Source organism: Synechococcus sp. NB0720_010 (assembly GCF_023078835.1).
GTDB lineage: Bacteria > Cyanobacteriota > Cyanobacteriia > PCC-6307 > Cyanobiaceae > Vulcanococcus.
The window spans coordinates 1,433,119-1,455,316 of the sequence record NZ_CP090898.1 but is presented as its reverse complement, the minus strand read 5'-3'; the positions used below and the strand labels follow the sequence as shown (position 1 = coordinate 1,455,316).

The 22,198-nt window shown below is 61.9% G+C and carries 20 protein-coding genes and 1 pseudogene; 13 read left to right on the top strand and 8 right to left on the bottom strand.

Annotated features, from left to right (window positions below):
- Nucleotides 1-13: 13 nt before the first annotated feature.
- The gene (locus tag LY254_RS07705; protein WP_247476486.1) at nt 14-1,438 is read right to left on the bottom strand and encodes an NADP-dependent isocitrate dehydrogenase; all 1,425 of its coding nucleotides are present in this window, start codon (nt 1,436-1,438) and stop codon (nt 14-16) included.
- A 68-nt stretch (nt 1,439-1,506) separates the two neighbouring features.
- On the opposite strand from LY254_RS07705, the gene LY254_RS07700 reads away from it, so the two are divergent.
- The 3 genes from LY254_RS07700 (at nt 1,507) to LY254_RS07690 (ending at nt 3,795) form a co-directional block, all read left to right on the top strand.
- Nucleotides 1,507-1,950 carry a hypothetical protein gene (locus LY254_RS07700; RefSeq protein WP_247476484.1) on the top strand — a complete coding sequence of 148 codons (444 nt, stop codon included), beginning with the start codon at nt 1,507-1,509 and terminating at the stop codon, nt 1,948-1,950.
- A gap of 91 nt (nt 1,951-2,041) precedes the next feature.
- Nucleotides 2,042-2,755 (top strand): heme oxygenase (biliverdin-producing), encoded by a 714-nt coding sequence (locus LY254_RS07695; protein ID WP_247476483.1) that lies wholly within the window; start codon nt 2,042-2,044, stop codon nt 2,753-2,755.
- A gap of 2 nt (nt 2,756-2,757) precedes the next feature.
- A complete protein-coding gene (locus LY254_RS07690) occupies nt 2,758-3,795 on the top strand; it encodes a glycosyltransferase (RefSeq protein ID WP_247479808.1) in 1,038 nt (345 codons plus the stop codon).
- Between the two features lie 53 nt (nt 3,796-3,848).
- Here LY254_RS07690 and LY254_RS07685 read toward each other — a convergent pair whose 3' ends face one another.
- On the bottom strand, nt 3,849-4,019 hold the full coding sequence (locus LY254_RS07685) for a hypothetical protein (protein ID WP_247479975.1): 171 nt from the start codon (nt 4,017-4,019) through the stop codon (nt 3,849-3,851).
- Between LY254_RS07685 and LY254_RS07680 the strand changes: the two are divergent.
- From LY254_RS07680 to LY254_RS07665, 4 genes and pseudogenes are all read left to right on the top strand, one after another.
- A pseudogene (locus LY254_RS07680) lies at nt 3,948-4,523 on the top strand (ABC transporter transmembrane domain-containing protein); the annotation flags it as partial. The gene LY254_RS07685 and the pseudogene LY254_RS07680 sit on opposite strands and share 72 nt — an antisense overlap.
- Nucleotides 4,524-4,718: 195 nt before the next feature.
- Entirely contained in the window at nt 4,719-5,648 is a 930-nt protein-coding gene (locus LY254_RS07675) for an ABC transporter ATP-binding protein (RefSeq protein WP_247479806.1), read from the top strand.
- Nucleotides 5,645-8,023: a UvrD-helicase domain-containing protein gene (locus tag LY254_RS07670; protein ID WP_247476482.1), complete on the top strand. Its 2,379-nt coding sequence runs from the start codon at nt 5,645-5,647 to the stop codon at nt 8,021-8,023. The genes LY254_RS07675 and LY254_RS07670 overlap by 4 nt, the downstream gene beginning before the upstream one ends.
- A 12-nt stretch (nt 8,024-8,035) precedes the next feature.
- Nucleotides 8,036-9,259, top strand: a complete 1,224-nt coding sequence (locus LY254_RS07665; RefSeq protein ID WP_247476481.1) for a CCA tRNA nucleotidyltransferase — start codon at nt 8,036-8,038, stop codon at nt 9,257-9,259.
- Here the strand turns inward: LY254_RS07665 and LY254_RS07660 are convergent.
- Together LY254_RS07660 and galE are read right to left on the bottom strand one after the other, a co-directional pair.
- Nucleotides 9,224-10,105 carry a glycosyltransferase family 2 protein gene (locus LY254_RS07660; protein WP_247476480.1) on the bottom strand — a complete coding sequence of 294 codons (882 nt, stop codon included), beginning with the start codon at nt 10,103-10,105 and terminating at the stop codon, nt 9,224-9,226. The two genes, LY254_RS07665 and LY254_RS07660, sit on opposite strands and share 36 nt — an antisense overlap.
- Nucleotides 10,102-11,130: a UDP-glucose 4-epimerase GalE gene (galE, locus tag LY254_RS07655; RefSeq protein WP_247476479.1), complete on the bottom strand. Its 1,029-nt coding sequence runs from the start codon at nt 11,128-11,130 to the stop codon at nt 10,102-10,104. The genes LY254_RS07660 and galE overlap by 4 nt, the downstream gene beginning before the upstream one ends.
- A 69-nt stretch (nt 11,131-11,199) precedes the next feature.
- On the opposite strand from galE, the gene hisS reads away from it, so the two are divergent.
- Genes hisS through LY254_RS07640 form a run of 3 tightly spaced genes read left to right on the top strand, consistent with a single transcriptional unit; the run spans nt 11,200 to nt 14,261 of the window.
- Nucleotides 11,200-12,456: a histidine--tRNA ligase gene (gene hisS, locus LY254_RS07650; protein WP_247476477.1), complete on the top strand. Its 1,257-nt coding sequence runs from the start codon at nt 11,200-11,202 to the stop codon at nt 12,454-12,456.
- Nucleotides 12,457-12,459: 3 nt separating this feature from the next.
- Complete coding sequence (locus LY254_RS07645; protein ID WP_247476476.1) at nt 12,460-13,221, top strand: glycosyltransferase; 762 nt, start codon at nt 12,460-12,462, stop codon at nt 13,219-13,221.
- A complete protein-coding gene (locus LY254_RS07640) occupies nt 13,221-14,261 on the top strand; it encodes a glycosyltransferase family 1 protein (RefSeq protein ID WP_247476475.1) in 1,041 nt (346 codons plus the stop codon). The genes LY254_RS07645 and LY254_RS07640 overlap by 1 nt, the downstream gene beginning before the upstream one ends.
- Here the strand turns inward: LY254_RS07640 and LY254_RS07635 are convergent.
- Nucleotides 14,224-15,507, bottom strand: coding sequence for an exopolysaccharide biosynthesis polyprenyl glycosylphosphotransferase (locus LY254_RS07635; RefSeq protein WP_247476474.1), 1,284 nt, complete (start codon nt 15,505-15,507; stop codon nt 14,224-14,226). The genes LY254_RS07640 and LY254_RS07635 overlap by 38 nt on opposite strands.
- A 91-nt stretch (nt 15,508-15,598) precedes the next feature.
- On the opposite strand from LY254_RS07635, the gene LY254_RS07630 reads away from it, so the two are divergent.
- The 3 genes from LY254_RS07630 to LY254_RS07620 are packed head-to-tail and all read left to right on the top strand — an operon-like array spanning nt 15,599 to nt 19,142.
- Entirely contained in the window at nt 15,599-16,834 is a 1,236-nt protein-coding gene (locus tag LY254_RS07630; RefSeq protein WP_247476473.1) for a sugar transferase, read from the top strand.
- Nucleotides 16,831-17,934: an SGNH/GDSL hydrolase family protein gene (locus LY254_RS07625; protein WP_247476472.1), complete on the top strand. Its 1,104-nt coding sequence runs from the start codon at nt 16,831-16,833 to the stop codon at nt 17,932-17,934. The genes LY254_RS07630 and LY254_RS07625 overlap by 4 nt, the downstream gene beginning before the upstream one ends.
- A complete protein-coding gene (locus tag LY254_RS07620; RefSeq protein ID WP_247476471.1) occupies nt 17,916-19,142 on the top strand; it encodes a glycosyltransferase family 4 protein in 1,227 nt (408 codons plus the stop codon). Before LY254_RS07625 ends, LY254_RS07620 begins: the two co-directional genes overlap by 19 nt.
- Here LY254_RS07620 and LY254_RS07615 read toward each other — a convergent pair.
- From LY254_RS07615 to LY254_RS07605, 3 genes are read right to left on the bottom strand one after another with little or no spacing between them, the layout of a single operon-like run.
- On the bottom strand, nt 19,100-20,176 hold the full coding sequence (locus LY254_RS07615; RefSeq protein WP_247476470.1) for a glycosyltransferase family 4 protein: 1,077 nt from the start codon (nt 20,174-20,176) through the stop codon (nt 19,100-19,102). The genes LY254_RS07620 and LY254_RS07615 overlap by 43 nt on opposite strands.
- Nucleotides 20,173-21,345: a glycosyltransferase family 4 protein gene (locus LY254_RS07610; RefSeq protein WP_247476469.1), complete on the bottom strand. Its 1,173-nt coding sequence runs from the start codon at nt 21,343-21,345 to the stop codon at nt 20,173-20,175. The genes LY254_RS07615 and LY254_RS07610 overlap by 4 nt, the downstream gene beginning before the upstream one ends.
- Nucleotides 21,342-22,178, bottom strand: a complete 837-nt coding sequence (locus LY254_RS07605) for a glycosyltransferase family 2 protein (protein ID WP_247476468.1) — start codon at nt 22,176-22,178, stop codon at nt 21,342-21,344. The genes LY254_RS07610 and LY254_RS07605 overlap by 4 nt, the downstream gene beginning before the upstream one ends.
- Between the last annotated feature and the right edge of the window lie 20 nt (nt 22,179-22,198).

The window sequence follows — 22,198 nt, the reverse complement described above, 5'->3', positions numbered from 1 at the left end:
GCATCAACCTATTTCAAAAATTCCTAATGACTGCTTCAGCAAAACCGCTGCAGCTCACCGGCTCAACAGGCGGTTCCATCAGACGAGCCAGGTCATAGGTGACCTCTTGATTGGCAATAGCAGCGCTGATCCCCTTGGTCACTAGATCAGCTGCTTCCTGCCAGCCCATGTACTCGAGCATCATCACGCCGCTCAGGATCACTGAGCCGGGGTTGATGCGATCAAGACCGGCGTGCTTCGGGGCCGTGCCGTGGGTGGCTTCAAAAATCGCAGCGGTGTCGCCGATGTTTGCGCCTGGTGCCATACCTAATCCACCGACCACGGCGGCAGCCGCATCTGAGATGTAGTCCCCGTTGAGGTTCAGGGTGGCCAGGATCGAGTAGTCGGCTGGGCGGGTTTGGATCTGCTGGAAGATGCTGTCGGCGATGCGGTCGTCCACCATCACCATCTGCTTCCACTTGCCGCCTCCATGGCTGGAGCCGATGGCATCGATGACCCCTTGAACTTCTGCGCAAATCGCTTCTTTCTTCTCGGGAGTCAGGCTGTCGTAGCCCGGGTCGATCATCTTGGCGTTGGCCTCGATACTCAGTCCGGGGTTCTGATCGGCGTTGTCCAGGATCCAGCTCTCTCGCTCCGTGACGCAGTCAGCACGGAATTCGGTGGTGGCGAGCTCGTAGCCCCAGTCGCGGAAGGCGCCCTCCGTGAACTTCATGATGTTGCCCTTGTGCACCAGGGTTACGTGGCGCTTCTTGCCCTCCATCCGCAGGGCGTGTTGGATGGCCTTGCGGATGTGGCGCTGACTGCCGTCCTTGCTGACGGGTTTGATGCCGATGCCTGAACCCTCAGGAATCTGCCGTTTGCCGAGCTTTCCGTTGGCCGGAATCACCACCTCATTGAGGTGCTTGCGCAGTGCTTGGCCAACAGGGTCGCTCGCTTCCCACTCGACACCCATATAGATGTCTTCGGTGTTCTCGCGGTAGACGATCACATCGAGGTCTTGGGGCCGTTTGTGCGGGCTGGGCGTCCCTTCGTAGTAGCGGCAGGGACGGACGCAGGAATACAGGTCAAAGATCTGACGCAGGGCGACGTTCAAGGATCGGATGCCGCCACCGACAGGGGTGGTCAGGGGACCCTTGATGGCGACGCCGTACTGGCGAACCGCTTCCAGGGTGTCCTCGGGGAGGTACTGATACGTGCCATAGAGGTCGCAGGCCTCATCGCCTGCGTAGACCTTGAACCACTCGATCCGACGTTCACCGTCATAGGCCTTGGCGATTGCTGCGTCCAGCACCTTCTGGGTAGCGGGCCAGATGTCGACGCCGGTGCCATCGCCGCGGATGAAGGGAATGATCGGGTCGTTGGGAACGACCGGTTGACCGTTCTCGAAGCGGATGGCCGTTCCTTGGCTGGGGGCGGTGAGCTTCTCGAAGGTCGCCATGGTTGCGGCAGAACACTGAAGGTGAGCCTAGGTTTCGGCCAAGCAGGGTTCTGCAGCCGGAGGCACGCATGAATGCAGGCGACCAGGTTCGATCACTGGAATTGGTTCAGCTGATCGCGTCGGTGGCCGCGCTGTTTCGTCAGCATTTCCCTGATGCTCGGGCGAATCTGCGTCCCTGGCGCGATGACCCGCACACCCGCGCCTTCGAGGACCAGCAGACCCTGGATCTGTCGTTTCATCTGCCCGGTTGGAGTCCTCGCAGCCAGTGCCGCTCCTTTTTGCTGCAGCTGAGCCTGGCTGCTGGGGTCAGTGAGGCCAGGCCCAGGCTCTTGGGGGTCACGATTCGTGGGTTGACCTACGAGAGCGAGCGCTGGCGGCTCACCACCCTGGGCGACTGGCGTCCTGCAGGTTCGCATCTGCCCGTGGAGTCCGTGGCCCTCAAGCTCAAGCAGTTCTGCGGCGAGCTCTTTGATCTGTTCGAGGCGGGAGCAGGCGCGGCCGACGTGGCGTAACCCTTCGCAACCTTGCGCTCACCCCCGTCAGCCTCCCCTTTACCTTGATCCTCCTGACCGTGCGGTATCGCACGACCACGAATCCAAGGACATGGCTGTCGCTCTTGCTGCCCAGTTGCGTGAAGGGACCAAGAAGTCCCACACCATGGCCGAGAACACCGGCTTCGTGAGCTGCTTCCTCAAGGGGGTTGTGGACAAGGCCAGCTACCGCAAGCTGGTGGCCGACCTCTATTTCGTGTATGGGGCGATGGAGGACGAGTTCGCCCGGCTGAAGGACAATCCGGTCCTCGCTCCCATCGCTTTTGAGCAACTGAACCGCCGTGAGGCCCTTGAGAAGGACCTCGTCTATTACTTCGGTGCGGACTGGAAGCAGAACATCCAGCCCTCCCCTTCGGCGAGTGTTTACGTCGAGCGCATCCACCAGGTGGCTCAGGAGTCCCCCGAGCTGCTCGTCGGTCACCACTACACCCGTTATCTCGGTGATCTCTCCGGTGGCCAGATCCTCAAGAACATTGCCCAGAAGGCGATGAACTTGGGAGGAGATGACGGTCTCCACTTCTATGAGTTCGATGCGATCTCAGACGAGAAGGCCTTTAAGGGGACCTATCGCTCGGCCATGGACACCCTGCCGATCGATCAGCCCATGGCCGATCGGATCGTGGAAGAGGCCAATGAGGCCTTCCACCTGAACATGAACATGTTCAAGGAGCTCGAGGGCAACCTCGTCGCTGCCATTGGCAAGGTGCTCTTTGGTTTCCTGACCCGTCGCCAGCGCACCGGCAGCACCGAGACGGTCGCTGCTTGAGCTTGCGCTCCCTTCGCTTCTTAGTCCCCGGAACCACCGGTCGCTTTCGCTGTGGGGGGTTGCTCGTTGAGCTCCAAACCGCCCGTCTGCTAGCTGGGTTGGGGCCCGTCGAGTTGGTGACCTACCGCCAGCGCGAAGAAGGCAGGCCATTCCTTGCTGACTTGCTTCGTGCCGAGCCCCTCCCCGATGGTGCGGGGGGCGCTCTCTGGATTGTGAGCTGGGGCTTTGATGTCCCCTGGTTGCTGCGGCAGTTGCGTGGCCGCGCCTGTGCCTATCACGCCCACAGCAGCGGCTATGGCTTTTCCCTGCCGCCTGCTGTGCCCGTGCTGGCGGTGAGCCGCAACACCCTCGGTTATTGGGGTGATCGCGCTCCGCGTAATCCGCTTTGCCTGGTGCCCAACGCCCTGAGTCCCGAGTGGCTGCAACGGGGAAAGCGGTGCGGCGATGGAGAGCGCAGCATTGATGTTCTGGTGCAGCAGCGCAAGACCAGTGCCTATGTCCTGAAGCAGTTGGTCCCTGCCCTCAAGGCCAAGGGCCTTCGGGTTGAGGTGCAATCCGGATGGGTGGAGGACCTGGTTGATTTGTTCAATAGCGCCAAGGTGGTGCTGTACGACTCGGCGGATTACTGGCGTGGTCGCGGTGTCACGGAGGGATTCGGACTACCCCCCTTGGAGGCCTTGGCTTGCGGCTGTGTGATGTTCAGCAGCTTGAACCATGCCTTGGCCGACAGCCTGGAGCCAGGCCGGATGGGCCATCAGCTGGGAGCGGGGACCCTGGCCGCTGATCTTGAGGCCATCAGTGCCGCGGTGGCTCAGCCCGAGGACTGGAGGCCCCAGCTCGAGACGCTCAATGACCTCTTGGATGCCTCCAGCGAAGCGTCTCTGCTGGAGCATTGGCGTCAGGCCTTGGTTGCGGTCAACCAGCACTGGGACCGGATCTTGGCTGGTGAGCCTGCCTTGAAAGCCCCTCCTCTGTGGAGACTCCGGCTCAAGTCGAAACTCAGGCCAATCGGTTCGCTGGCTGGCCGTTTGCGGCCATAGCGCCAGGGTTGGAGCCATAGTTTGAGACCATGCGCAGCCGAACCCTCGATCAGCTACGCCACCTGCTGAATCACCTGCCGCGGCGGCGGCGGTCGGCGTTGTGGATGTTGGTGCCGCTCTCGGTGGTGCCGGGTGTGATCGATCTGGCGTCCGTGGCGGTGATCGCCCGCCTGACTGGCGCCTTGGTGGATTCCGACCTGGAGGATCGACTGCCAGGCATCCATGTCTTTGGTGGGGACAGTGTCAACCAGAGCGTCTGGATGATCCTGGTCTTCATCCTGTTGGCTTGGGGTGCCTCCCTCTCAAAGATTGCACTGAAGTTCTTTCAGCAGAGACTTTCGGCTGGAGTTTGGCGCGATATCTCGGATGAAATTCATGCCCGGCTGCTTCAGCAGCCCTATGAATATCACCTGGGCAAAAGTACGGCAGATCTGAGTTCCCAGCTTCTCAATAACCTCAACCGAGTTGCCATGAACGTGGTCACTCCAATTCTTCAGATTCTGAGTGCCTCAGTCTCTATTGTTTTGCTGTCGATTGGGATCCTATTCGTTGGGCGCTGGCTGGCTGTCGTGTTGGTGCTAAGCCTTGTCCTTGCCTACAGCATCATTTCCGGGGCTGTGACGCCACGCTTGAGGCATGGATTCCGCCAGAAGCTCAGGCAGGAGGCTGAATCGGCCAGCATTTTGTTTGAATCTTTGGGTTCTATACGTGATATCCAGCTAAGCGGTTCCGAGCCTTACTTTGAACGCCAGTTCAGGGTCTCTGGTGAGCGGGCTCGCCGTTATGCCTGGTTGACAGAATGGTTGCCAGATTTGCCACGCGGCCTGATTGAGCCCTTTGGCATTACGATGATTTTTGCTGTTGGGGCGATGCCTGCTCTGATGAGCGGTAACCCAAATGAAGTACGCACCATTCTTCCATTCTTGGCCACTATCGCTGTGGCCGCACTGCGATTGACGCCACCTCTGCAAGATGCTTTCCGCTCACTAACTCAGTTGCGTGGTGGATTGCCCCTGCTGGATGGAGCCTTGGCCCTGCTCGATTTGCCGGCAGATAGGCCGACCCAGCGCACTCCAGGGGTCCCATCAGCGGCAGGGGTTTTCCCGCGCAATACGATTCGCCTTCACGATGTTTGGTATCGCTACCCCCACTCCGAGGACTGGGTGCTGAAGGGCGTCAATCTCTCTATCCCCGTTGGCTCAAGGATTGCTTTGGTGGGGAGCACGGGAAGCGGCAAAACCACAACGGCCAACATCCTTCTGGGTTTGCTCCATCCCAGCCGCGGTGCCTTGGACCTCGATGGGATTCCGGTGGAAGGCCTTGATGTGCCCGCTTGGCAGGCCAACTGTGCCCAGGTGCCCCAGTCAATCAATTTGCTCAATGCCAGCGTTCTGGAGAACGTCGCCTTTGGTGAGGCGGTTGAGCAGGTGAAATCTGATCGTGTCTGGGAGGCGCTGGAAGCAGCTCAGCTTCAGGAGTTTGTGGCCGAGTTGCCCTATGGCCTTCACACCCAGGTTGGAGAGAACGGATTGCGTCTCTCCGGTGGTCAACGTCAGCGCCTGGCCCTGGCTCGTGCCTTCTATCGCCAGGCCAGTTTCTTGGTGCTGGATGAGGCGACCAGCGCCTTGGATAACCGTACGGAGTCCGAGGTGATTGAAGCGCTTGAGGTGATCGGCCGCCGCTGCACCACGGTCGTGATTGCCCACAGGCTCAGCACGGTTCAGCGCTGTGATCGGATCTATGAGTTTCAAAACGGCAGCGTCAAGGCCTACGGGAGCTATACAGAACTGAAAGAGCGCTCAGACAGCTTCCGTGAGTTGGCGATGCTTGAGCAGCAACAAGCGGCTTCATGAGCTTTCTTGCGGGTCTCAATGATGCCCAGCGCAAGGCCGTGGACCATCATGAAGGTCCATTGCTGGTGGTGGCTGGTGCGGGGAGCGGTAAGACCCGCGCCTTGACCCATCGCATTGCCCACATGATCGGGCAGCACGGCGTCGATCCGGCTGAGCTGCTGGCGGTCACCTTCACCAACAAGGCTGCGCGCGAGATGAAGGAGCGACTCGAGCTGCTCCTAGCCCAGAAGCTGGCCCAGAGCCAATTCGGACAGCCCTGGAGCACCTTGGCGGCTGTCGATCAGCGGCAACTGCGTTCGCGGATCTATCGCGAGGTGATTAAGGACCTCTGGATCGGTACGTTTCACGCCCTCTTTGCGCGCTTACTGCGCTTTGACATCGATAAGTTCCGCGATCCAGAGGGGCTCACGTGGACCCGTCAGTTCTCGATCTACGACGAAGGGGATACCCAAAGCCTGGTCAAAGAGATCGTCACCCAGGAGCTTGGGCTCGATCCCAAACGCTTTGAGCCCAAGAAGGTTCGCTGGGCCATCAGCAACGCAAAGAACCAGGGTTGGATGCCCGAGCAGCTCCAGGCCGACACGGGCGGGCAGCGCGGCAAGTTGATGGCTGAGACCTATCGCCGCTATCGGCGTGCTTTAGCCGCGAATAACGCCCTGGACTTCGACGACCTGCTGTTGCTGCCGGTGCAGTTGCTGCGTCAGAACGACCAAGTCCGCAATTATTGGCATCGCCGCTTTCGGCACGTTCTGGTGGATGAATACCAGGACACCAACCGCACCCAGTACGACCTGATCAAACTTCTGGTCACGGATGGACGCGATCCGGAATCCTTTGACGACTGGTCTGGCCGCTCGGTGTTTGTTGTCGGCGATGCCGACCAGAGCATCTACAGCTTCCGCGCTGCAGACTTCACCATCCTGATGGGCTTTCAGGATGACTTTGGCGATGGTGCGCCAGATGAGGCCACGCAGACCATGGTCAAGTTGGAGGAGAACTATCGCTCTACAGCAACCATTCTTGAAGCGGCGAACGTCCTGATTGCGAACAACAGTGAGCGGATCGACAAGGTCCTAAGGCCGACGCGTGGTGAAGGTGAACTGCTGACGTTGACCCGCTGCGATGACGAGATTGCTGAAGCCGAAGCGGTGGTTCACCGCATGCGAATGATGGATGCGGCCCATCCCGACTTGAGCTGGGGAGATATGGCTGTGCTGTATCGCACCAATGCTCAGTCCCGTGCGATGGAGGAATCCCTGGTGCGCTGGGGCATTCCCTATGTGGTTGTCGGTGGCTTGCGCTTCTATGACCGCCGCGAGATCAAAGACATGCTCGCGTATCTCAAATTGTTGGTGAATCCTGCCGACACGGTGAGTTTGTTGCGGGTCTTGAATACACCCAAGCGTGGTATCGGTAAGACCACGATTGAACGGCTGACGGATGCTGCCAATCAACTTGGGATTCCGCTTTGGGATGTCGTCAGCGATCCCGAGGCCGTGCGCTCCCTCGGAGGTCGTTCGGCGAAAGGATTGCTTCAGTTCTGTGAGTTGATCAACAACCTGAAGGATCGCTCCCAAGAGGCAGCCCCCTCTGAGTTGGTTCAGCTGGCGATGGAGAAAAGCGGTTATGTCGCTGAGCTGATCGCTGCGGGGACGGATGAGGCAGAGGACCGGCGCCGCAACCTTAACGAACTGGTCAATGCCGCACTGCAGTACCAGGAGGAAAACGAAGAGGGCTCCCTGGAAGACTTCCTGGCCTCAGCCGCTTTGGCGAGCGATGCCGACAGCAAGGACACCGAGCAGGACCGGGTGACTTTGATGACCCTGCACGCCAGCAAGGGTCTGGAGTTTCCGGTGGTGTTTTTGGTCGGAATGGAGCAGGGTCTCTTCCCCAGCTATCGATCCTTGGAAGATCCAGCAGCTATGGAGGAAGAGCGGCGCCTCTGTTACGTCGGCATTACGCGGGCCAAAGAGCGCCTCTTCTTGTCCCATGCCAGCGAGCGACGTCTCTGGGGCGGCATGCGCGAGCCGGCTGTCCCGTCGGTTTTCCTCTCAGAACTACCGGAGGCCTTGGTTCAAGGCGACATCCCCCGCAGCGGTGGTGCTGCAATTCGCCGGGAACAGCGACTCGATCGGCTTACCCGAATTGATCGACCGGGTGGCGGAGCTTCCCCATCACAACCCGCGAACGCCGTGCGCCGGCGTGCCCCCGCGCGAACCTGGTCTGTGGGCGATCGGGTGCGTCACAGCTCCTTCGGAGAAGGCCAGGTCACCCACCTCTTCGGCAGCGGTGAAAAGACCTCTCTTGCTGTGAAGTTTGAGGGCATGGGGCCCAAGATCCTGGACCCCCGCTTGGCTCCGATCGAGCCGCTCTGAAGCGGCAGGGCGATGGAAATCCCTGATGTCCCAAAGCCTCTGCTGCAGGCGTTAACCGCAGCCGCAGCTGGTCAGCGCTGCGCCCTTGTGGGGGGTGTTGTCCGGGATTTGCTGTTGCATCGCCACCACGAAGATCCCTGGCGCGGACTCCCCGATCTTGATCTCTTGGTGGAGGGCCGCGCTGCCGACTTGGTGGAGCGTCTCCCGGAGGCTTTGCGGGCGGTGTTCGCTCAACCGATCCCCCTGCGGGTCCAAGAGCACGGTTCCTTTGGCACCCTCGAGCTGGAGCTGGATCTTCCCGAGGATCAGGGGGGGACCTGGTTGCTCGATATCGCCTCAGCGCGGAGTGAGCGATACCTCGAGCCTGGAGAAAACCCGCTCGTCAGCTTTGGTCTGCTCGATGAAGATCTGGCCCGCCGTGATTTCACGGTCAATGCCATGGCCCTGACGCTTGAGGGTGGTGAATTGCTGGATCCCCATCGTGGCCAGCAGGACCTCAGCTCACGTCAGCTGCGTTTCCTGCACCCCAGCAGCGTCAGCGATGACCCAACCCGCCTGGTGCGGGCTGCTCGCTATGCGGCGCGCCTGGGGTTTGATCTGGCGCCTGATGCCCAGGTTCAAGCCCATGCCACCTTGTCGGCCTGGCCTTGGCAGTGGCGACCAGGGGATGACCCGGGTCAGGCCCCACCGGCCCTGGGCACGCGTCTGCGGATGGAGCTGGAGCTGCTGCTGAGCCGTGAGCCCTGGCCGACGGCTTTGGCAGCGTTGCAACGCTGGGGTGCCCTGGTGTTGCTGGACCCGCAATTGCAGGCTGACCAATGGCGGCGCCGGCTTCACTGGGCCCAGCGGCTGCAGATTCCTTTGCTCCCGGCTTTGCTGGCGGGGGCGAGCGATCCTCTGGCTTTGGCGGAGCGGCTGCAACTGCCCCACCGCCAGCACAAGCTCCTGGCTCAAATGCTTGAGCTAGAGCACCGCTTGCAAAGCCAGTCAGCGGAGCAGGCTCCCTCCGCGTGGTGTCAGTTCTTGGAGGCCCCGGGTCTTAGTCCCGAGGCAGTTGCGCTGCTCGTGGCGAGTGGCACCACTAATTGGAAGCCGCTGCTGCGCTGGTGGCTGCGCTGGCGCCATGTGCGATCACCTCTCACTGCAAACAAGTTGATGCGCGAGGAGGGCTTGCGGCCAGGGCCGGAGCTGGGTGAACGCCTACGGCAACTGCGCTTTACCGCTCTTGATCGCTAACTCGTCGTCGCCGACGGCATTGGTGTCGTAGCGCCGGAAGTAGTCGAGGTCGCGAACGCTGGCGTAATCGGCATTGTTGACGTCACCCCGGGTCATCTTTACGGCTCTGAAGAGTTCCAGGGATTGGATGGCGTAGTGGTTGAGGTGCAGCGGATGGGTCGCCAGGGCAGCCTCGCTGATGGTCTGAAAGCTGCCGCGATCAGCGGGTTCGCCATTGGGCAGGATGCGCCGGCCCCAGCTCAGGTTGCAGGTGTGAACATCCAGGCTGCGGATGCGCGAGGCGCGGGCAATGGTTTTGCCAGGAATGCCTCCTTCGCTGGTTTTGCAGGGATGAGGTGCGTCGGCATTGGCCCTGGAGACAAATCCGGAGCGAACGCTCTTGGGTTGTCTTTCACGGCCCGATGAGCCAAACATCTTCCAGGGCAGGTGGATGCAGCTCACGTTCATGGATTGGGCCTTCAGCAGATCGCTGATGCGTAGTCCTGAGCCTCGCGCGTAGATGAATTCATCCAGATCGCAGACCAGCAGCCAGCGGCATTGGCTACGCAGGCGCTGCAGATGCTCGTTGTAGATCTGCCGCTGGCAGTGTTGGCGGGCGTCGTGGTGGAGAGTCACGACGCCAGAGGCGATGAAATCCTGAAGCGGGCTCAAGAAGTCATCCGTGCTGTTGTTGTTGATCAGGTGGATCGCTGTGGCCCCTTCAGCGAGGTAGTGCTCGACCCACTCAGCGAGCACGTGGCTCTCGTTTTTGAACAGGGCCAGCACCAGCAGTTGGTGCGGCTTCCTCAGCCGGGTGGATGCCAGGCAGCTGCTGTATTCCTGCAGCAGCCGTAGCGGCTTGATCACGAGGCGTAGCCCTGGGGGTTGGCGCTTTGCCAGGCCCAGCCATCGCGACACATCTGGCTCAGGCCCCTTTGGGTACGCCAGCGCAACAGCTCCGCCGCCAGCGACGGGTCGGCCACGGTGGTTGCTGCATCACCAGGCCTGCGGGCCACGACCTCGTAGGGCACGGCCTGACCTGATGCTGCTTCAAAGGCCGCCACCACCTCCAGCACGGAGTGGCCTTGGCCGCTGCCCAAATTCAGGGTGAGCAGCTGCGGATCTTCTGCCAGCAGGACATCCACAGCTGCTCGGTGCCCTTCGGCGAGATCCATCACGTGGATGTAATCGCGAACGCCGCTGCCATCGGGGGTCGGCCAGTCGCCGCCGAAGACCGAGAGCCGGTTTCTGCGGCCCACTGCCACCTGGCTCACAAACGGGAACAGGTTGTTTGGAATGCCGTTGGGGTCCTCGCCCAGGCGTCCACTGGGATGGGCGCCGACGGGGTTGAAGTAGCGCAGGCAGGCGATCCGCCAGCCCGGTTCGCTGGCTGCCAGGTCCGAGAGCATCCGCTCCACCGCGGCCTTGCTGTGGCCGTAGGGGTTAATGGGCTGCACCGGGGCGCTCTCGGGGATCGGCACCACATCAGGGATTCCATAAAGCGTGGCGCTGCTGCTGAACACGAGCGTCCGGCAGCCGGCTCGCTGCATGGCTGCCAGCAGCTGCCTTGATCCACAGACGTTGACGTCCCAGTAGGCAAGAGGTTTGGCGACGGATTCGCCCACGGCTTTGAGGCCCGCGAAATGCACCACCGCATCAGTGCTGCTGCCCAGGGCCTCTTCGAGATCGGCGGCTGAGCGGATATCCCCTTCCACAACGCGCAGCTTTGCGGCGGCCTCCGGGCCCGCCAGCTCCTGCACCCGCCTGAGGCTTTCCGGGGAGCTGTTCTGGAAGTTGTCGAGCACCACCAGGCTGTGGCCTGCCTCGAGCAGCACTAAGGCGGTGTGACTGCCGATGAAGCCAGCTCCTCCGGTGATCAGCAGCTGGGCCAAGGGGCGGCAACACGGCTCTCAGCGAGGCTAAGGGTGCCACTGCAGACTGGCTGCAGCATTGGGCCAGGAGTGGAGAAGCTGCAAAGCCTGCGGGGCATGGTGGATCTGCTGCCTGCGCAGACCGCTCTGTGGCAGCGGGTGGAGCACCAGGCTCGTGAGCAGTTCCGCCGCGCCTGCGTGCAGGAGATCCGCACCCCTGTGCTCGAGGTCACCGAGCTCTTCGCCAGGGGGATCGGGGAAGCCACCGATGTGGTGGGCAAGGAGATGTACACCTTCCTTGATCGCGGCGAGCGCAGTTGCACCTTGCGGCCGGAAGGCACGGCCTCGGTGGTGCGTGCTGCGATTCAGCACGGCTTATTGAGCCAGGGCCCCCAACGGCTTTGGTACGGCGGGCCGATGTTTCGCTACGAGCGGCCCCAGGCGGGGCGGCAGCGGCAGTTTCATCAGATCGGCCTGGAGTGCCTGGGCTTTGCGGATGCTCGCTCCGATGTGGAGGCGATCGCCCTGGCCTGGGATCTGCTCGATTCCCTGGGCATACAGGGCTTGGCCCTGGAGCTCAACACACTCGGCAGCAGCGAGGATCGGGCGCGCTATCGCGAGCAGCTGGTTGCCTATCTCCAGCAGCACCGCGATCGCCTCGACCCCGACTCTCAGGACCGGCTCGAGCGCAATCCGTTGCGCATTCTCGATTCCAAAAACGCCGAAACCCAGGCACTTCTTGTGAACGCACCGACCCTGGCGGATGCCCTGGCAGCGGAGAGCCGCGAGCGCTTTGAGCAGGTCAAGGTTGGCCTGGAGGCCCTGGCGATCCCGTACACCCTGAACCCGCGGCTCGTGCGGGGCCTGGACTACTACAGCCACACTGCCTTTGAGATCACATCGACCCAGCTGGGAGCCCAGGCCACGGTTTGCGGAGGCGGCCGTTACGACGGCTTGGTGGAGCAACTCGGTGGGCCGGCGACCCCGGCGATCGGCTGGGCCTTGGGCATGGAGCGGCTTGTGATGCTGTTGGGCCAGGAGGACGCATCGACGCCGCCGGATCTGTATCTGGTCAGCCGTGGTGAGGCGGCGGAATCTGCAGCCCTGGTGCTGGCGCGCTCCCTGCGGCTTGCTGGCCTGCGCGTTGAGCGAGACCCCAGCGGAGCAGCCTTCGGCAAGCAATTCAAACGGGCGGATCGCAGCGGTGCCCCCTGGGCAGCCGTGATTGGCGATGGCGAAGTGGACCGTGGGGTGGTGCGCTTGAAGCCCCTGCGGGAGGAGGGCGAGGAGCTTGAGCTGTCGCTGAAGGAGTTAGCGGCGATTCAGCAGTTGATTGAGACTCCATAGGACATGGACGCCACTCCTCGCCTGTCGATCCTGGTGGCCACCTGGAACTGTGCGCACCAGCTTGAGCAGCTCCTGGAGAGCTTGCTGGCTCAGAGCTGGACGGATTGGGAGTGCCTGTTGCTGGATAACGCCTCCACTGATGGCACCGCGGAGTTAGTGGCGGACTTTCAGCGTCGATTGGCTGGTGGGTCTCAGCGCCTGATCTGGAACAGCCAACCTGACCGTGGGATTTACGACGCCTGGAATCGCGGCCTTGAGCTGGCTCGAGGGCGCTATGTGAGCTTCATCGGCGCCGATGATGTGTTTCTCGATCCCACGAGCTTGGAGCGCATCGCGGCGTTGACCGTGACGGAGGCGGATCTGATCACTGCCCGCAACGCCTATTACGCCTCTGATGGACGCTTGCTTCGCCATTGGGGCTTTGGCTGGCAGTGGAAGCGGATGCGTCAGTCGATGAACATTGCCCATCCGGGAATGCTGGTGCGCCGCGAGTTGTTTGAGGCGGTGGGCGCTTTTGATTCCAGCTTTCGGATCTGCGGCGACTACGAGTGGTTTCTGCGGCTGCCCGCAGAGCTGCGCAGCATCCACACCAGTGATTCGATCCTCAAGGTGGTGCAGGGGGGCGTGAGTCATACCCGCATTGCCCAGGTGTATGCCGAAACCTTCCGGGCCCAGCGTCGTCACCTCAGTACGGCAGTGAGTGCCGCCTGTTGGGCCTTGAACTGGGTCAAATATGGCCGCCGCCGGCTGATTGGGTTGGCCTGATGACTCTGCTGCTCAACTACCGCCCGGTCCTGCGCCAACCCACAGGCATTGGGGTCTATGCCAACGCGGTGTTGCCAGCTCTGCAGGAGCTCCCCCATGTCCTGATACCGGGCGGCGAGGAAGGCACAGCTCAGCAACGGCTGAAGCGTTTGACCTGGAGCCAGTACCAGCTGCCCCGCCTGGCCAAACGCTACGACGCCTCAGTGATTTTCACGCCGGCGCCTGAGGGCTACTTGGGGCCTCAAACCATCCCGCAGGTGGTGATGGTCCATGACTTGAGGCCCATCAGTCACCCAGAACGATCGTTCCAGAGCTTGTACTTCCGCAGTTGGGTTCCGCCTCTGCTGCGGAGCTGCCGGCATGTCCTGACTAACTCTCAGTTCACGGCGCGGGAGATCCAGCGCTGCACAGGTCTCCCGGATAGCCGGATCACGGTGACCCCTCTGGGATATGACGAGGATGTGTTTAAGCCGGGGCCGCCTCCTAGGGATTCTCATGAGCAGCCCTACCTCTTGCACGTGGGTCAGCAGTACCCCCACAAGAACCTGCGGCGCTTGATTCAGGCTTTTGCTCAGTTGGTACTTCGCCACCCCGAACTGCGGCTTGTGCTGGCGGGCAAGCCCCATCCCACGGAAACCCCTGAGTTGAAGGCCATAGTCCGAGAGCTGGGGCTTCAAGAGCGCGTGGAGTTTTGTAGTTATGTGCCCTACTCCGCGTTGCCCGATCTCTATCGAGGTGCCTTCGTGTTGGTTTATCCCAGTCTCTGGGAGGGCTTTGGCCTTCCCATTGTTGAGGCGATGGCCTGCGGGACACCGGTGATCACCAGCAAGGGTTCCGGTACAGAGGAGGTTGCTGGGGATGCGGCCATCCTGGTTGACCCCACGAACTTGATGGCGTTGGTTGCTTCTCTCCAAGGGTTGTTCGATCAATCCCACCAGCGATCCCTGCTCAGGCAGCGGGGCTTGGAGCGCGCGCGTGAGTTTGGTTGGCCTCAAGTTCTCGCTACGACGCGCTCGGTTGTGAGCCGGCAGCTCGGCTGATCAGCCGGATTGTTTTCAGAAGAATCAACAGATCCAGAGCCAAGCTGAAGTTACGTAAGTAGTAGAGGTCGTAGCTCAATTTGCTGCGACTGTCGTCAACGCTGGCCCCATAGGGATGGCAGACCTGGGCCCAGCCACTCAGTCCTGGTCTGATCCAGTGCCTGATCCGGTAGTGGGGAATTTGGGCTTCCAGTTCGTCTTCGAACTCCGGTCGCTCCGGCCGTGGCCCAATCAGGCTCATGTCGCCCTTGATCACGTTCCAGAGCTGGGGTAACTCATCGATCCGCAGCCTTCGTAGCCAGTAGCCCACACGGGTGATCCGGGGGTCACCGCGGCTGGCCCAGCGGGCGCCATGGCGTTCGGCATCTGTGCGCATGCTGCGCAATTTGCTGAGCCGAAAGGATTCTCCGTAGATGCCAGTCCGGATCTGGCTGAACACCACCGGGCCGCCATCCTCGAGCTTGATCAATGTTGCCGCTAGAGCGACCACTGGAGCGCTGATGACTAGCAGTACGGCTGCGACCAGCAGATCTCCAAGGCGTTTGATCCGCCAGCCCAGGCGATCCGGTTGAAGTTCAAAACCTTCCGCTTGGGCCAGCCAGTGATTGCTGAACAGCTCAGGAGGAACCCGCTGCAACACTTGCTCCGCCCAATTCACTAGGGCAATGACGCGGATCCCTTGGCGTCGCAAGGCCAGAAGACGCTCGAGCGCGCGTTCATTGAGTTGAGCCTGCTCACCAATTGCGATTCCAGCGAGGTCAGTGCTGTTAACCGTATGGAGGCTCTGCGCTGCGGCGGCCTGCTCAATCAGCTGGAGCTGAAGAGCGGCGTGGTCTTGGGAGCGATGGTTCTCTTGTCTGACAACGTCCAGCTCTGCTCCCGTGCCGATCACGATCCAGCGCTTGGGGATGCTTTGCCACTGATGCGCTTGCCATTGAGCGGCCAACGAGAACAGTGCCGTAAGTAGAGCGGTGGGAAGTGCAAATGAGGGCAGAGCGCGCGGGTCATTGATTTGGGCACCCCATTGCAGGGCCGCTGCCGCTCCCATGACGACAAGCAGCACCACAACCGTGCCGCTCGGGCGAAAGCGTCGTGAATAGCGCCCCACCAGGTAGGAGCTCAACACCCAGAGCAACGACAAGGCGATCACGGAGCCGCTTAGGCCGGGTACGGCACCGCGCTGAGTCCAGTAGATCAGGTTGTAACTGATGCAGACAGCTGCCAGATCAAAGGCAGCCAAAGCCATCCATACAATGCGTTGTCTAAGCCAAGGCGAGCGCCACCACATCGCTGGGTCGTCGGCACATGCAACGGTTTGATTCTGCTCGTTGGTGCTGATGCGACGCCTGCCCGGTTCTGCCACGCTCCGTGTCCTCGGTTTCGCAGTTGCCGATGCGCTGTTGCTGGGCGTGAGCTGGGTACTGGTCTACGCCGTGCGCTTCGGTCAATGGCCGAACCTCAGTCGCGGGCCGCTGGGTCTGGTCTTGGCCTGGCTGCTCATTCAGTATTTGCTTGGCACCTACACCGCCCTGGCTCGGCATCAGCTGAATCTGGGCCGCCAGTGGCGCAATTGCCTGGTGGCCGCAGCCTCGGTGTTTGCCCTGGCTGTGCTGATCACGGGTCTGCGTGGTGAGCCTTGGCTCTCCACCATGAGCCGCAGTTTTTTGATCCCAGTTCTGGGCTTGGGGTTCTTCAGCACCCAGATCCTGAGGGTCAGCCAGGCCAACGCCCACCTCTGGCAACCTCAGGAGCAGTGGTTGATGCTGGTTTCAGCGCGCGAACGCCAGGAGCTCTCTCAGGCCATTGAGGCCGGGGGCTGTGCGCTTCCTTGTGGCTTGGAATGGCGCGCCGTTCAAGGCATGCCGGCGATCCCCACTCACCTTCTGGGCCTGCTTGACCTGGATGGTGTGGTGATCGGGTCTGAGCACCAGCTGATGGAGGAGGACCGACGCACGTTGCTGGGCTGGCAGGACCAAGGCGTGCGCCTGCTCTCGGTTCCTGGTTGGAGTGAGTTGTTTCTCAAGCGTCTCCCGCCGGCCCTGGTGCCGCCAGGCTGGGCTGAGCGTGTTGAGGCTTTTAGCCATGCCCGCAGTGGTCCCAGTGCCCGCTTGAAGCGATTGGGCGATCTTGTGGTCAGTGGTCTGCTCCTGGCGCTGCTCCTGCCTCTGACGAGTTTGTGCAAGCCCGCACTGTTCGCCGATCGCTGCAGTGGTCGAGGGGGGCATCCCTTCCAGCGTTTGCGCTTGCGGGCCTCCGGTCGTTTGGGGGCACTGCCTCAGCTGATCAATGTTTGGCGCGGCGAAATGAGTTTGGTTGGGCCGCGCCCGCTCACGCTCGCGGTGATGCAGGAGCTTCGGGCTCGTTTCCCCGGCGCTGAATTGCGGCAGTGGATGCGCCCCGGGATGACGGGCTGGGGTCGCATTGCCGGACCACCTCCCGAGGAGCCGGATGCCGTGGCTTGGGAGCTGGGGCGTGATCTCTACTACCTGCGCAACCATTCCTTGCTGTTGGATCTGCGCTTGTTGGCCACATCAGTCCTCACGCTGTTCGCTCCGGCACCATGGCCCAGATGAAGCGTTGGATCGCCAATTTCGGAGCCCTGTCAGCGGGTCTCGCTGTCTCGCTGCTGCTGGCCGAGGCTGCCCTGCGCATTGCGGGTGTGCGTTACCCCGCCTTCTACACCGTGGATCGTGAGCGCGGCTTTGCGCTCAGGCCTGGGGCTGAAGGTGTTTGGTCCCGTGAAGGCCGGGGGTCAGTGCGGATCAATCAAGCGGGGTTCCGTGGTGCTGACTTGTCTGAAGCTCGTGCACCGGGGGTGCTGCGCGTGGCAGTGCTCGGAGATTCCTTTACCGAAGCGCTGCAGGTGGATGAACAAGACACATTTGTGCAGCGTCTGCAGACCTCACTGTCTGGCGACCGCAGTTGTGCGTTGCGCCGCAACTTTGCAGGCGGCGTTGAGGTTCTCAATTTTGGAGTGGGTGCCTACGGCACCGGCCAGGAGTTGCTCACCTGGAGACATCTGGCGCGGCGCTACCGGCCTGACCTGGTCTTGCTGGCGGTGTACCCCGGAAATGACTTCACGGACAACGAGCCGATCCCGCGACAGAACAGGCCTGTGTTTGTGCTCGATGCGCAGGACCAACTGCAGATCGATCAACGCTTCCGCAACACCGCGGCCTTTCGCTGGCGTTTCTCTCCTCCTGGGCGCCTGATCGATGGCTTGATGAATCACAGCCGTTTGCTGCAGCTGTTGAATGAAGCCAAGAACCGCTTGGCTAGTCGACCCTCCTCTGGGCCCGTGGCACCGGTGGCTTCCAGGGCTTCGGATCGGGCTTGGCAGCTCACAGATCGTCTGATTGGAGCCTTGGCGTCTGAGGTGTCGGCTGACGGGGCCCGCTTCGCGGTGATCAGTACCTCGGCTCCTGAGCAGGTGTGGCCCAACGTTCAGGAGCGGCCCAAGCAGCCCTTCGCCCGGGAGCAGCGCTTGGGGGCTCTGTTGGCGCAACGCCGGATTCCCTACCTGCCTTTGGCACCAACTCTGCAGCGGCAGGCGGATCGCGATCGCCTCGTGCTCCATGGTTTTGAGGGGCAGGCTCCTGGCCAGGGCCATTGGAATCGGATGGGACACCAACTGGCGGCTGAGCAGCTGGCTCCTTGGGTCTGTCAGCTGTGAGCGACTCCAGGCCGCGCCGTCGCTTGGCGGTGCTGATCACGCACCCCATCCAGTATTTCCGCCCGGTGTTTGCGGAGCTGGCTGCTGATCCCAGTCTGGATTTGCTGGTGGTGTTTGGTTGTGACCACGGTCTGCGCGCGCGGGTGGATCCCGATTTCGGCGTGGCGTTTGCCTGGGATTGCGCTCCCACCGAGGGCTTTGAGCACGTCTTTGTCAGTCAACGGCCCCTGAGCGATCTCAGCCGCTGGCCCGTGGCGTTGCCCTTGGCCTGGGCTGCTTGGCGCCGCCTTCGTGCCTTTCGCCCGGATGCGGTGCTGGTGTTTGCCTACACCCCGGCTTGGATCACGCTGACCACCCTGATGCTCAGCTCCAGTGGTCAAACGCTCTTGCTGCGGGCGGATGGCAGCGATCGTGCCTTCCCTGGCGGCCGCTTCAAGCGGCTTCTGAAGGATGGGATGTTGCGCCTTTGGTATCGCCAGTTCGCCCATGTCTTTCCCATCGGCAGTGACTCCAATGCCCATTTCCGTCGTTTAGGTGTGCCGCACAACGCCCGCACCCCTGTCCGCTACGCGGTGGATGTGGATTTTTTTGCTGAGCAGGTGCGTTCTTGGTGTCCGCAACGGGACCAGTTGCGGCGGGAGCAGGGCATTCCTGAGCGGGCCCTGGTGTTGCTCTGGAGCGCCAAGATCACGGCCGTGAAGCATCCCACCTTGCTGCTGGAGGCTCTCGATCAGCTGCCGTTACCGCTTCGCTCCCGCTTGTTTTTGCTGGTGGTGGGGGATGGCCCGTTGCGGAGCGCTTTTGAGAGCGGTGCGCAGCAACTGCTGCCGGGTCGCTGCCGCTTTGTGGGGTTTCGCAACCAAGGCGAATTGGGCGCCTACTACGCGATGGCGGATGCTTTGGTGTTCCCCTCCCGCCAGGGTGAAACCTGGGGCTTGGTGGTGAATGAAGCCTTGCAATTTGGCTGTGCGGTGATCGCCAGCGACCATCCCGGCAGTGTCTGCGATTTGGTTGCTCCCCCTGCGGCCACGCCCAGGGGTTCTGCGGTGTTCCCCTCCAACGATGCGGTGGCCTTCGCTCAGGCGCTCGCTCGCTTTGCTGGGCTGCATCCCGCAGGTTTTACGCCGGCTCCCGTAGAAGATCTTCCCCATCCCCGCGATCTGGCTCAGGCGGTGAGTGGCGTACTGCAGGCTCTGGTGAGAGCCTGATCGAAGCTGCTGCGGCTGAACGCATCGAGCGCCCGTCGGTGGGCGCGGCGGCCGGCCTCGGCTAATTGCTCGGGTTGGTTGGCTAATCGCAGCAGGAGCTCAGCCAGATCGGCGGGGTCGGGATCGATCAACCAGCCGTTTTCACCGTCCACGATCAAATCGCTTTGCCCCCCTTGCCGGCAGGCGATTGAAGCGCGCCAGGCATGAGCTGCCTCCAGATAGACGATGCCGAAGCCCTCACCGCAGGCGCGCCCATCGCTCTGGACGCCGTACGCGCTGGGCATCACCATCACGCTGCAGTGGCGCAGCTCCCCTTCCAAATCGGCATCAGACAGGCTGCCCAGGAAGCACACCCAGTGCTGCAGGCCCCACTCCTGGCTGAGGGATTCGAGCCGCGCGCGGTCATCGCCGCTGCCCACCACGTGCCAGCGCAGCTGAGCCGGCAATTGGCCGTTCTGCAGCAGGAGGCGCAGAGCCTGCAGGATCAGTTCGTGCCCTTTGTATTGCTCGCTGCAGTTCATCCGCGCCACGGTCAGCAGTCGCAGCGCCGGCGGCATTGGCTGATTGGGCTTGTTGGGATCAATCAGGTCTGCCATGGGGTTGACCACGCTGATCGCTGGCCAGGGGCCGGCGCCCTCTAGTAGGCGCGCACGGGTGAAGTGGCTGCTGGCGATCAGCTGGTCACAGTGCCGGAGAAGGGGCCCCCAGCGTTCGCCGGCCTCCCCCCAGACTTCAATGCCATGGATCCAGCAGCGCAGTGGTTGTGTTTTGGGTCGCAGTGGCTGCAACCAGGCCAGAGGCCGCAGCAGCAGCACATGCATGCTCAGGATGCTGCTGGTTTGAGGCAGGAACCAGGCCAGTTCGAGCAGAAAGTGTGCGCGACCGAGCAGGCGGCTGACGGCGCCGGGGCCGAGACGGCGGGGAGTGAGCAAGCGAACCTGTTGGCCTTGGCTCTTCAGGCTGGAGAGCACCTGGCAAGTGAGGCGCTCGATGCCTCCTTGACGCCGCACATCGAAGCTCAGGAGCAGGATCACGTCAGCTGCTCCAGCAGCGCGGTGTAGCGATCAATGGAGCGCTCCATGCCGAAGCGCTGTTCGTAGAGCTCCAGGCTGCGTTGCCCCATGGCGGCGACCTGCTCGGGCTGCTGGCTGAGGGTTTGGAGTTGTTGGGCCAGCTCTGCCGCTTCTCCAGGTTCCACCACAATCCCGCAGCCTTCTCCTAACACCAGTTGCGCCAAGTCACAGCTTCGGCGCGCGATCAGCACTACGGCTCGGCCGCTGGCCAGGATTCCATAAAACTTGCAGGGCGCCACGGTATCTTCCGCCCCGGGAATCAGGCCAATGGCCGAGAGATCGCAGGCCGCCAGACTCTCGGGCAGGCGTTCCCTGGGCTGGTAGGGCAGTCGCAACACGTTCTCAAGGCCAAAGCCCTGCTGGTAGGCCTCGATTTGAGCCTGTTTGGCACCGCCACCAATGAACACAAACTGCACGGGGCTGCCCTGCAGGAGCCGAGCCGCTTCCAGCAGCGTGAGCAGGTCATGCAGACGGCCGAAGTTGCCGGAATACTGCACCGTGAAACGATCGCTATAGCCGTGCTCCGCGGCAAAGCGGTTGTCCGAGCGAGCCAGAGGTTGCCCCTGCTCCACGGCCCAATTGTGAATCACCTGGAGGGGCAGGTTGCGGCCGAGGTCGCGCCGGAGCCGATGTTCCATGGCCTGACTCAGCACCACAGTGAAGGCTGAGCGTTGACAGACCCGTTGCATCAGGCTGCGCCAGAGCAGTGCCAGAGGTCCGGCGGCCGGGAGTACACCGCTGAGCACGGCGGAGCGGGGGAAGAGATCTTGAAAGACAAACACGTAGGGCAGCTGCCGGCTCAGCTGCAGCAACGGTCCGAGTAGGCCGATGAATGGTGGGTTCGAAACGATCAGCACCACATCGCCCTGGCGTCCGTGGCCGAGGCACCAGAGCAGTGACCCCAGGAAGAACCGCACTCCACGCAGGGCTTTGGCCGCGACACCAACGGCAAGTTCTTCAGTGCCGTTCAGACGTTGAATCGGAAAGTCGAGCGCATCCCCGGCTGTGGCCGTGAGCACAGTGAGGTCCCAGCCTCGGCGGTGGAGGCCCCGGGCTAGATCGGTCATCAGCTGTGCCGTGGCCCCAGTGCTTGGCTCGAAGTGCTCGCTGATCAGGAGAAGGCGCCTCATAGCGGCAAGCCCTCCCGTTGACGACGGCGCTCAATCACCTTGATCACTGTGATCAGGTCATAGCCGGCCATCAGGAGTGCAAACACCAGACCCTGCCACCCCTCGAGGAAGCCTCCCTGCAGCATGTATTTCTGCGTGAATCTCAGCACAGGGCGAAGGGGCCAGAGCTGTGCGCTGAGTCTGCGAAGCCTGATCCAGCGTCGAGTGCCGAGGGCTTCCGTTCCACCCCCGGAGAGATAGGCGGTGATTCGTTCCGCTTCCCAGTCGGCATAGCGGCGATGCCGCTCCAGCCAGTCATCGATGCCTTTGCTGAAGGCGTAATGCTCATAGGGTTCTGCAATGCGTCCAATCACAGAGCCCTCAGGGAAGCTTTCCCAGACCCCCCCCTCGAAGCGCAGTTTGTTTCGCCGCAGCAGCCGAGGATGCCAGTTGGGGTAGCCCTGGGTGCGTTTCAGCCAGCGACCTAGAAACCAGTAGCGGGGGGTGAGTTCAAAGCCATCCACGTGCTCTGCTGATGCAACGGCGGCTCGAATGGTTGCTTGGAGTTGATTACCGATTGCTTCATCAGCATCAAGAAACAACACCCATTCGCTTTCCAAGCATCCGTATTCGAGAGCCCAGTTTCGTTGCTCTGTAATTAAGAACCGACCTTGTTGACGGTGTTCGATGACACGTGCACCCAGGCTGCAGGCCAGGTCTTGGCTCCCATCGTTGCTGCCGGAGTCGACCACCAGCACATCGCTGCACCATTTCAGTGAGTTCAGACAGCGCCCAAGATTCTCCGCCTCATTGAGGCAGAGAACAACTGCACTGATGGTCGCTGGTTGGCTCATATGTTGCGCAGGGAGCCGCA

Bases quoted from the DNA above. Each gene is read 5' to 3' on its own strand.
- LY254_RS07705 (WP_247476486.1), bottom strand. From the start codon at position 1,438: ATGGCGACCTTCGAGAAGCTCACCGCCCCCAGCCAAGGAACGGCCATC.
- LY254_RS07700 (WP_247476484.1), top strand. From the start codon at position 1,507: ATGAATGCAGGCGACCAGGTTCGATCACTGGAATTGGTTCAGCTGATC.
- LY254_RS07695 (WP_247476483.1), top strand. From the start codon at position 2,042: ATGGCTGTCGCTCTTGCTGCCCAGTTGCGTGAAGGGACCAAGAAGTCC.
- LY254_RS07685 (WP_247479975.1), bottom strand. From the start codon at position 4,019: ATGGATGCCTGGCAGTCGATCCTCCAGGTCGGAATCCACCAAGGCGCC.
- LY254_RS07670 (WP_247476482.1), top strand. From the start codon at position 5,645: ATGAGCTTTCTTGCGGGTCTCAATGATGCCCAGCGCAAGGCCGTGGAC.
- LY254_RS07665 (WP_247476481.1), top strand. From the start codon at position 8,036: ATGGAAATCCCTGATGTCCCAAAGCCTCTGCTGCAGGCGTTAACCGCA.
- LY254_RS07645 (WP_247476476.1), top strand. From the start codon at position 12,460: ATGGACGCCACTCCTCGCCTGTCGATCCTGGTGGCCACCTGGAACTGT.
- LY254_RS07640 (WP_247476475.1), top strand. From the start codon at position 13,221: ATGACTCTGCTGCTCAACTACCGCCCGGTCCTGCGCCAACCCACAGGC.
- LY254_RS07635 (WP_247476474.1), bottom strand. From the start codon at position 15,507: ATGGCTTTGGCTGCCTTTGATCTGGCAGCTGTCTGCATCAGTTACAAC.
- LY254_RS07630 (WP_247476473.1), top strand. From the start codon at position 15,599: ATGCGACGCCTGCCCGGTTCTGCCACGCTCCGTGTCCTCGGTTTCGCA.
- LY254_RS07625 (WP_247476472.1), top strand. From the start codon at position 16,831: ATGAAGCGTTGGATCGCCAATTTCGGAGCCCTGTCAGCGGGTCTCGCT.
- LY254_RS07610 (WP_247476469.1), bottom strand. From the start codon at position 21,345: ATGAGGCGCCTTCTCCTGATCAGCGAGCACTTCGAGCCAAGCACTGGG.
- LY254_RS07605 (WP_247476468.1), bottom strand. From the start codon at position 22,178: ATGAGCCAACCAGCGACCATCAGTGCAGTTGTTCTCTGCCTCAATGAG.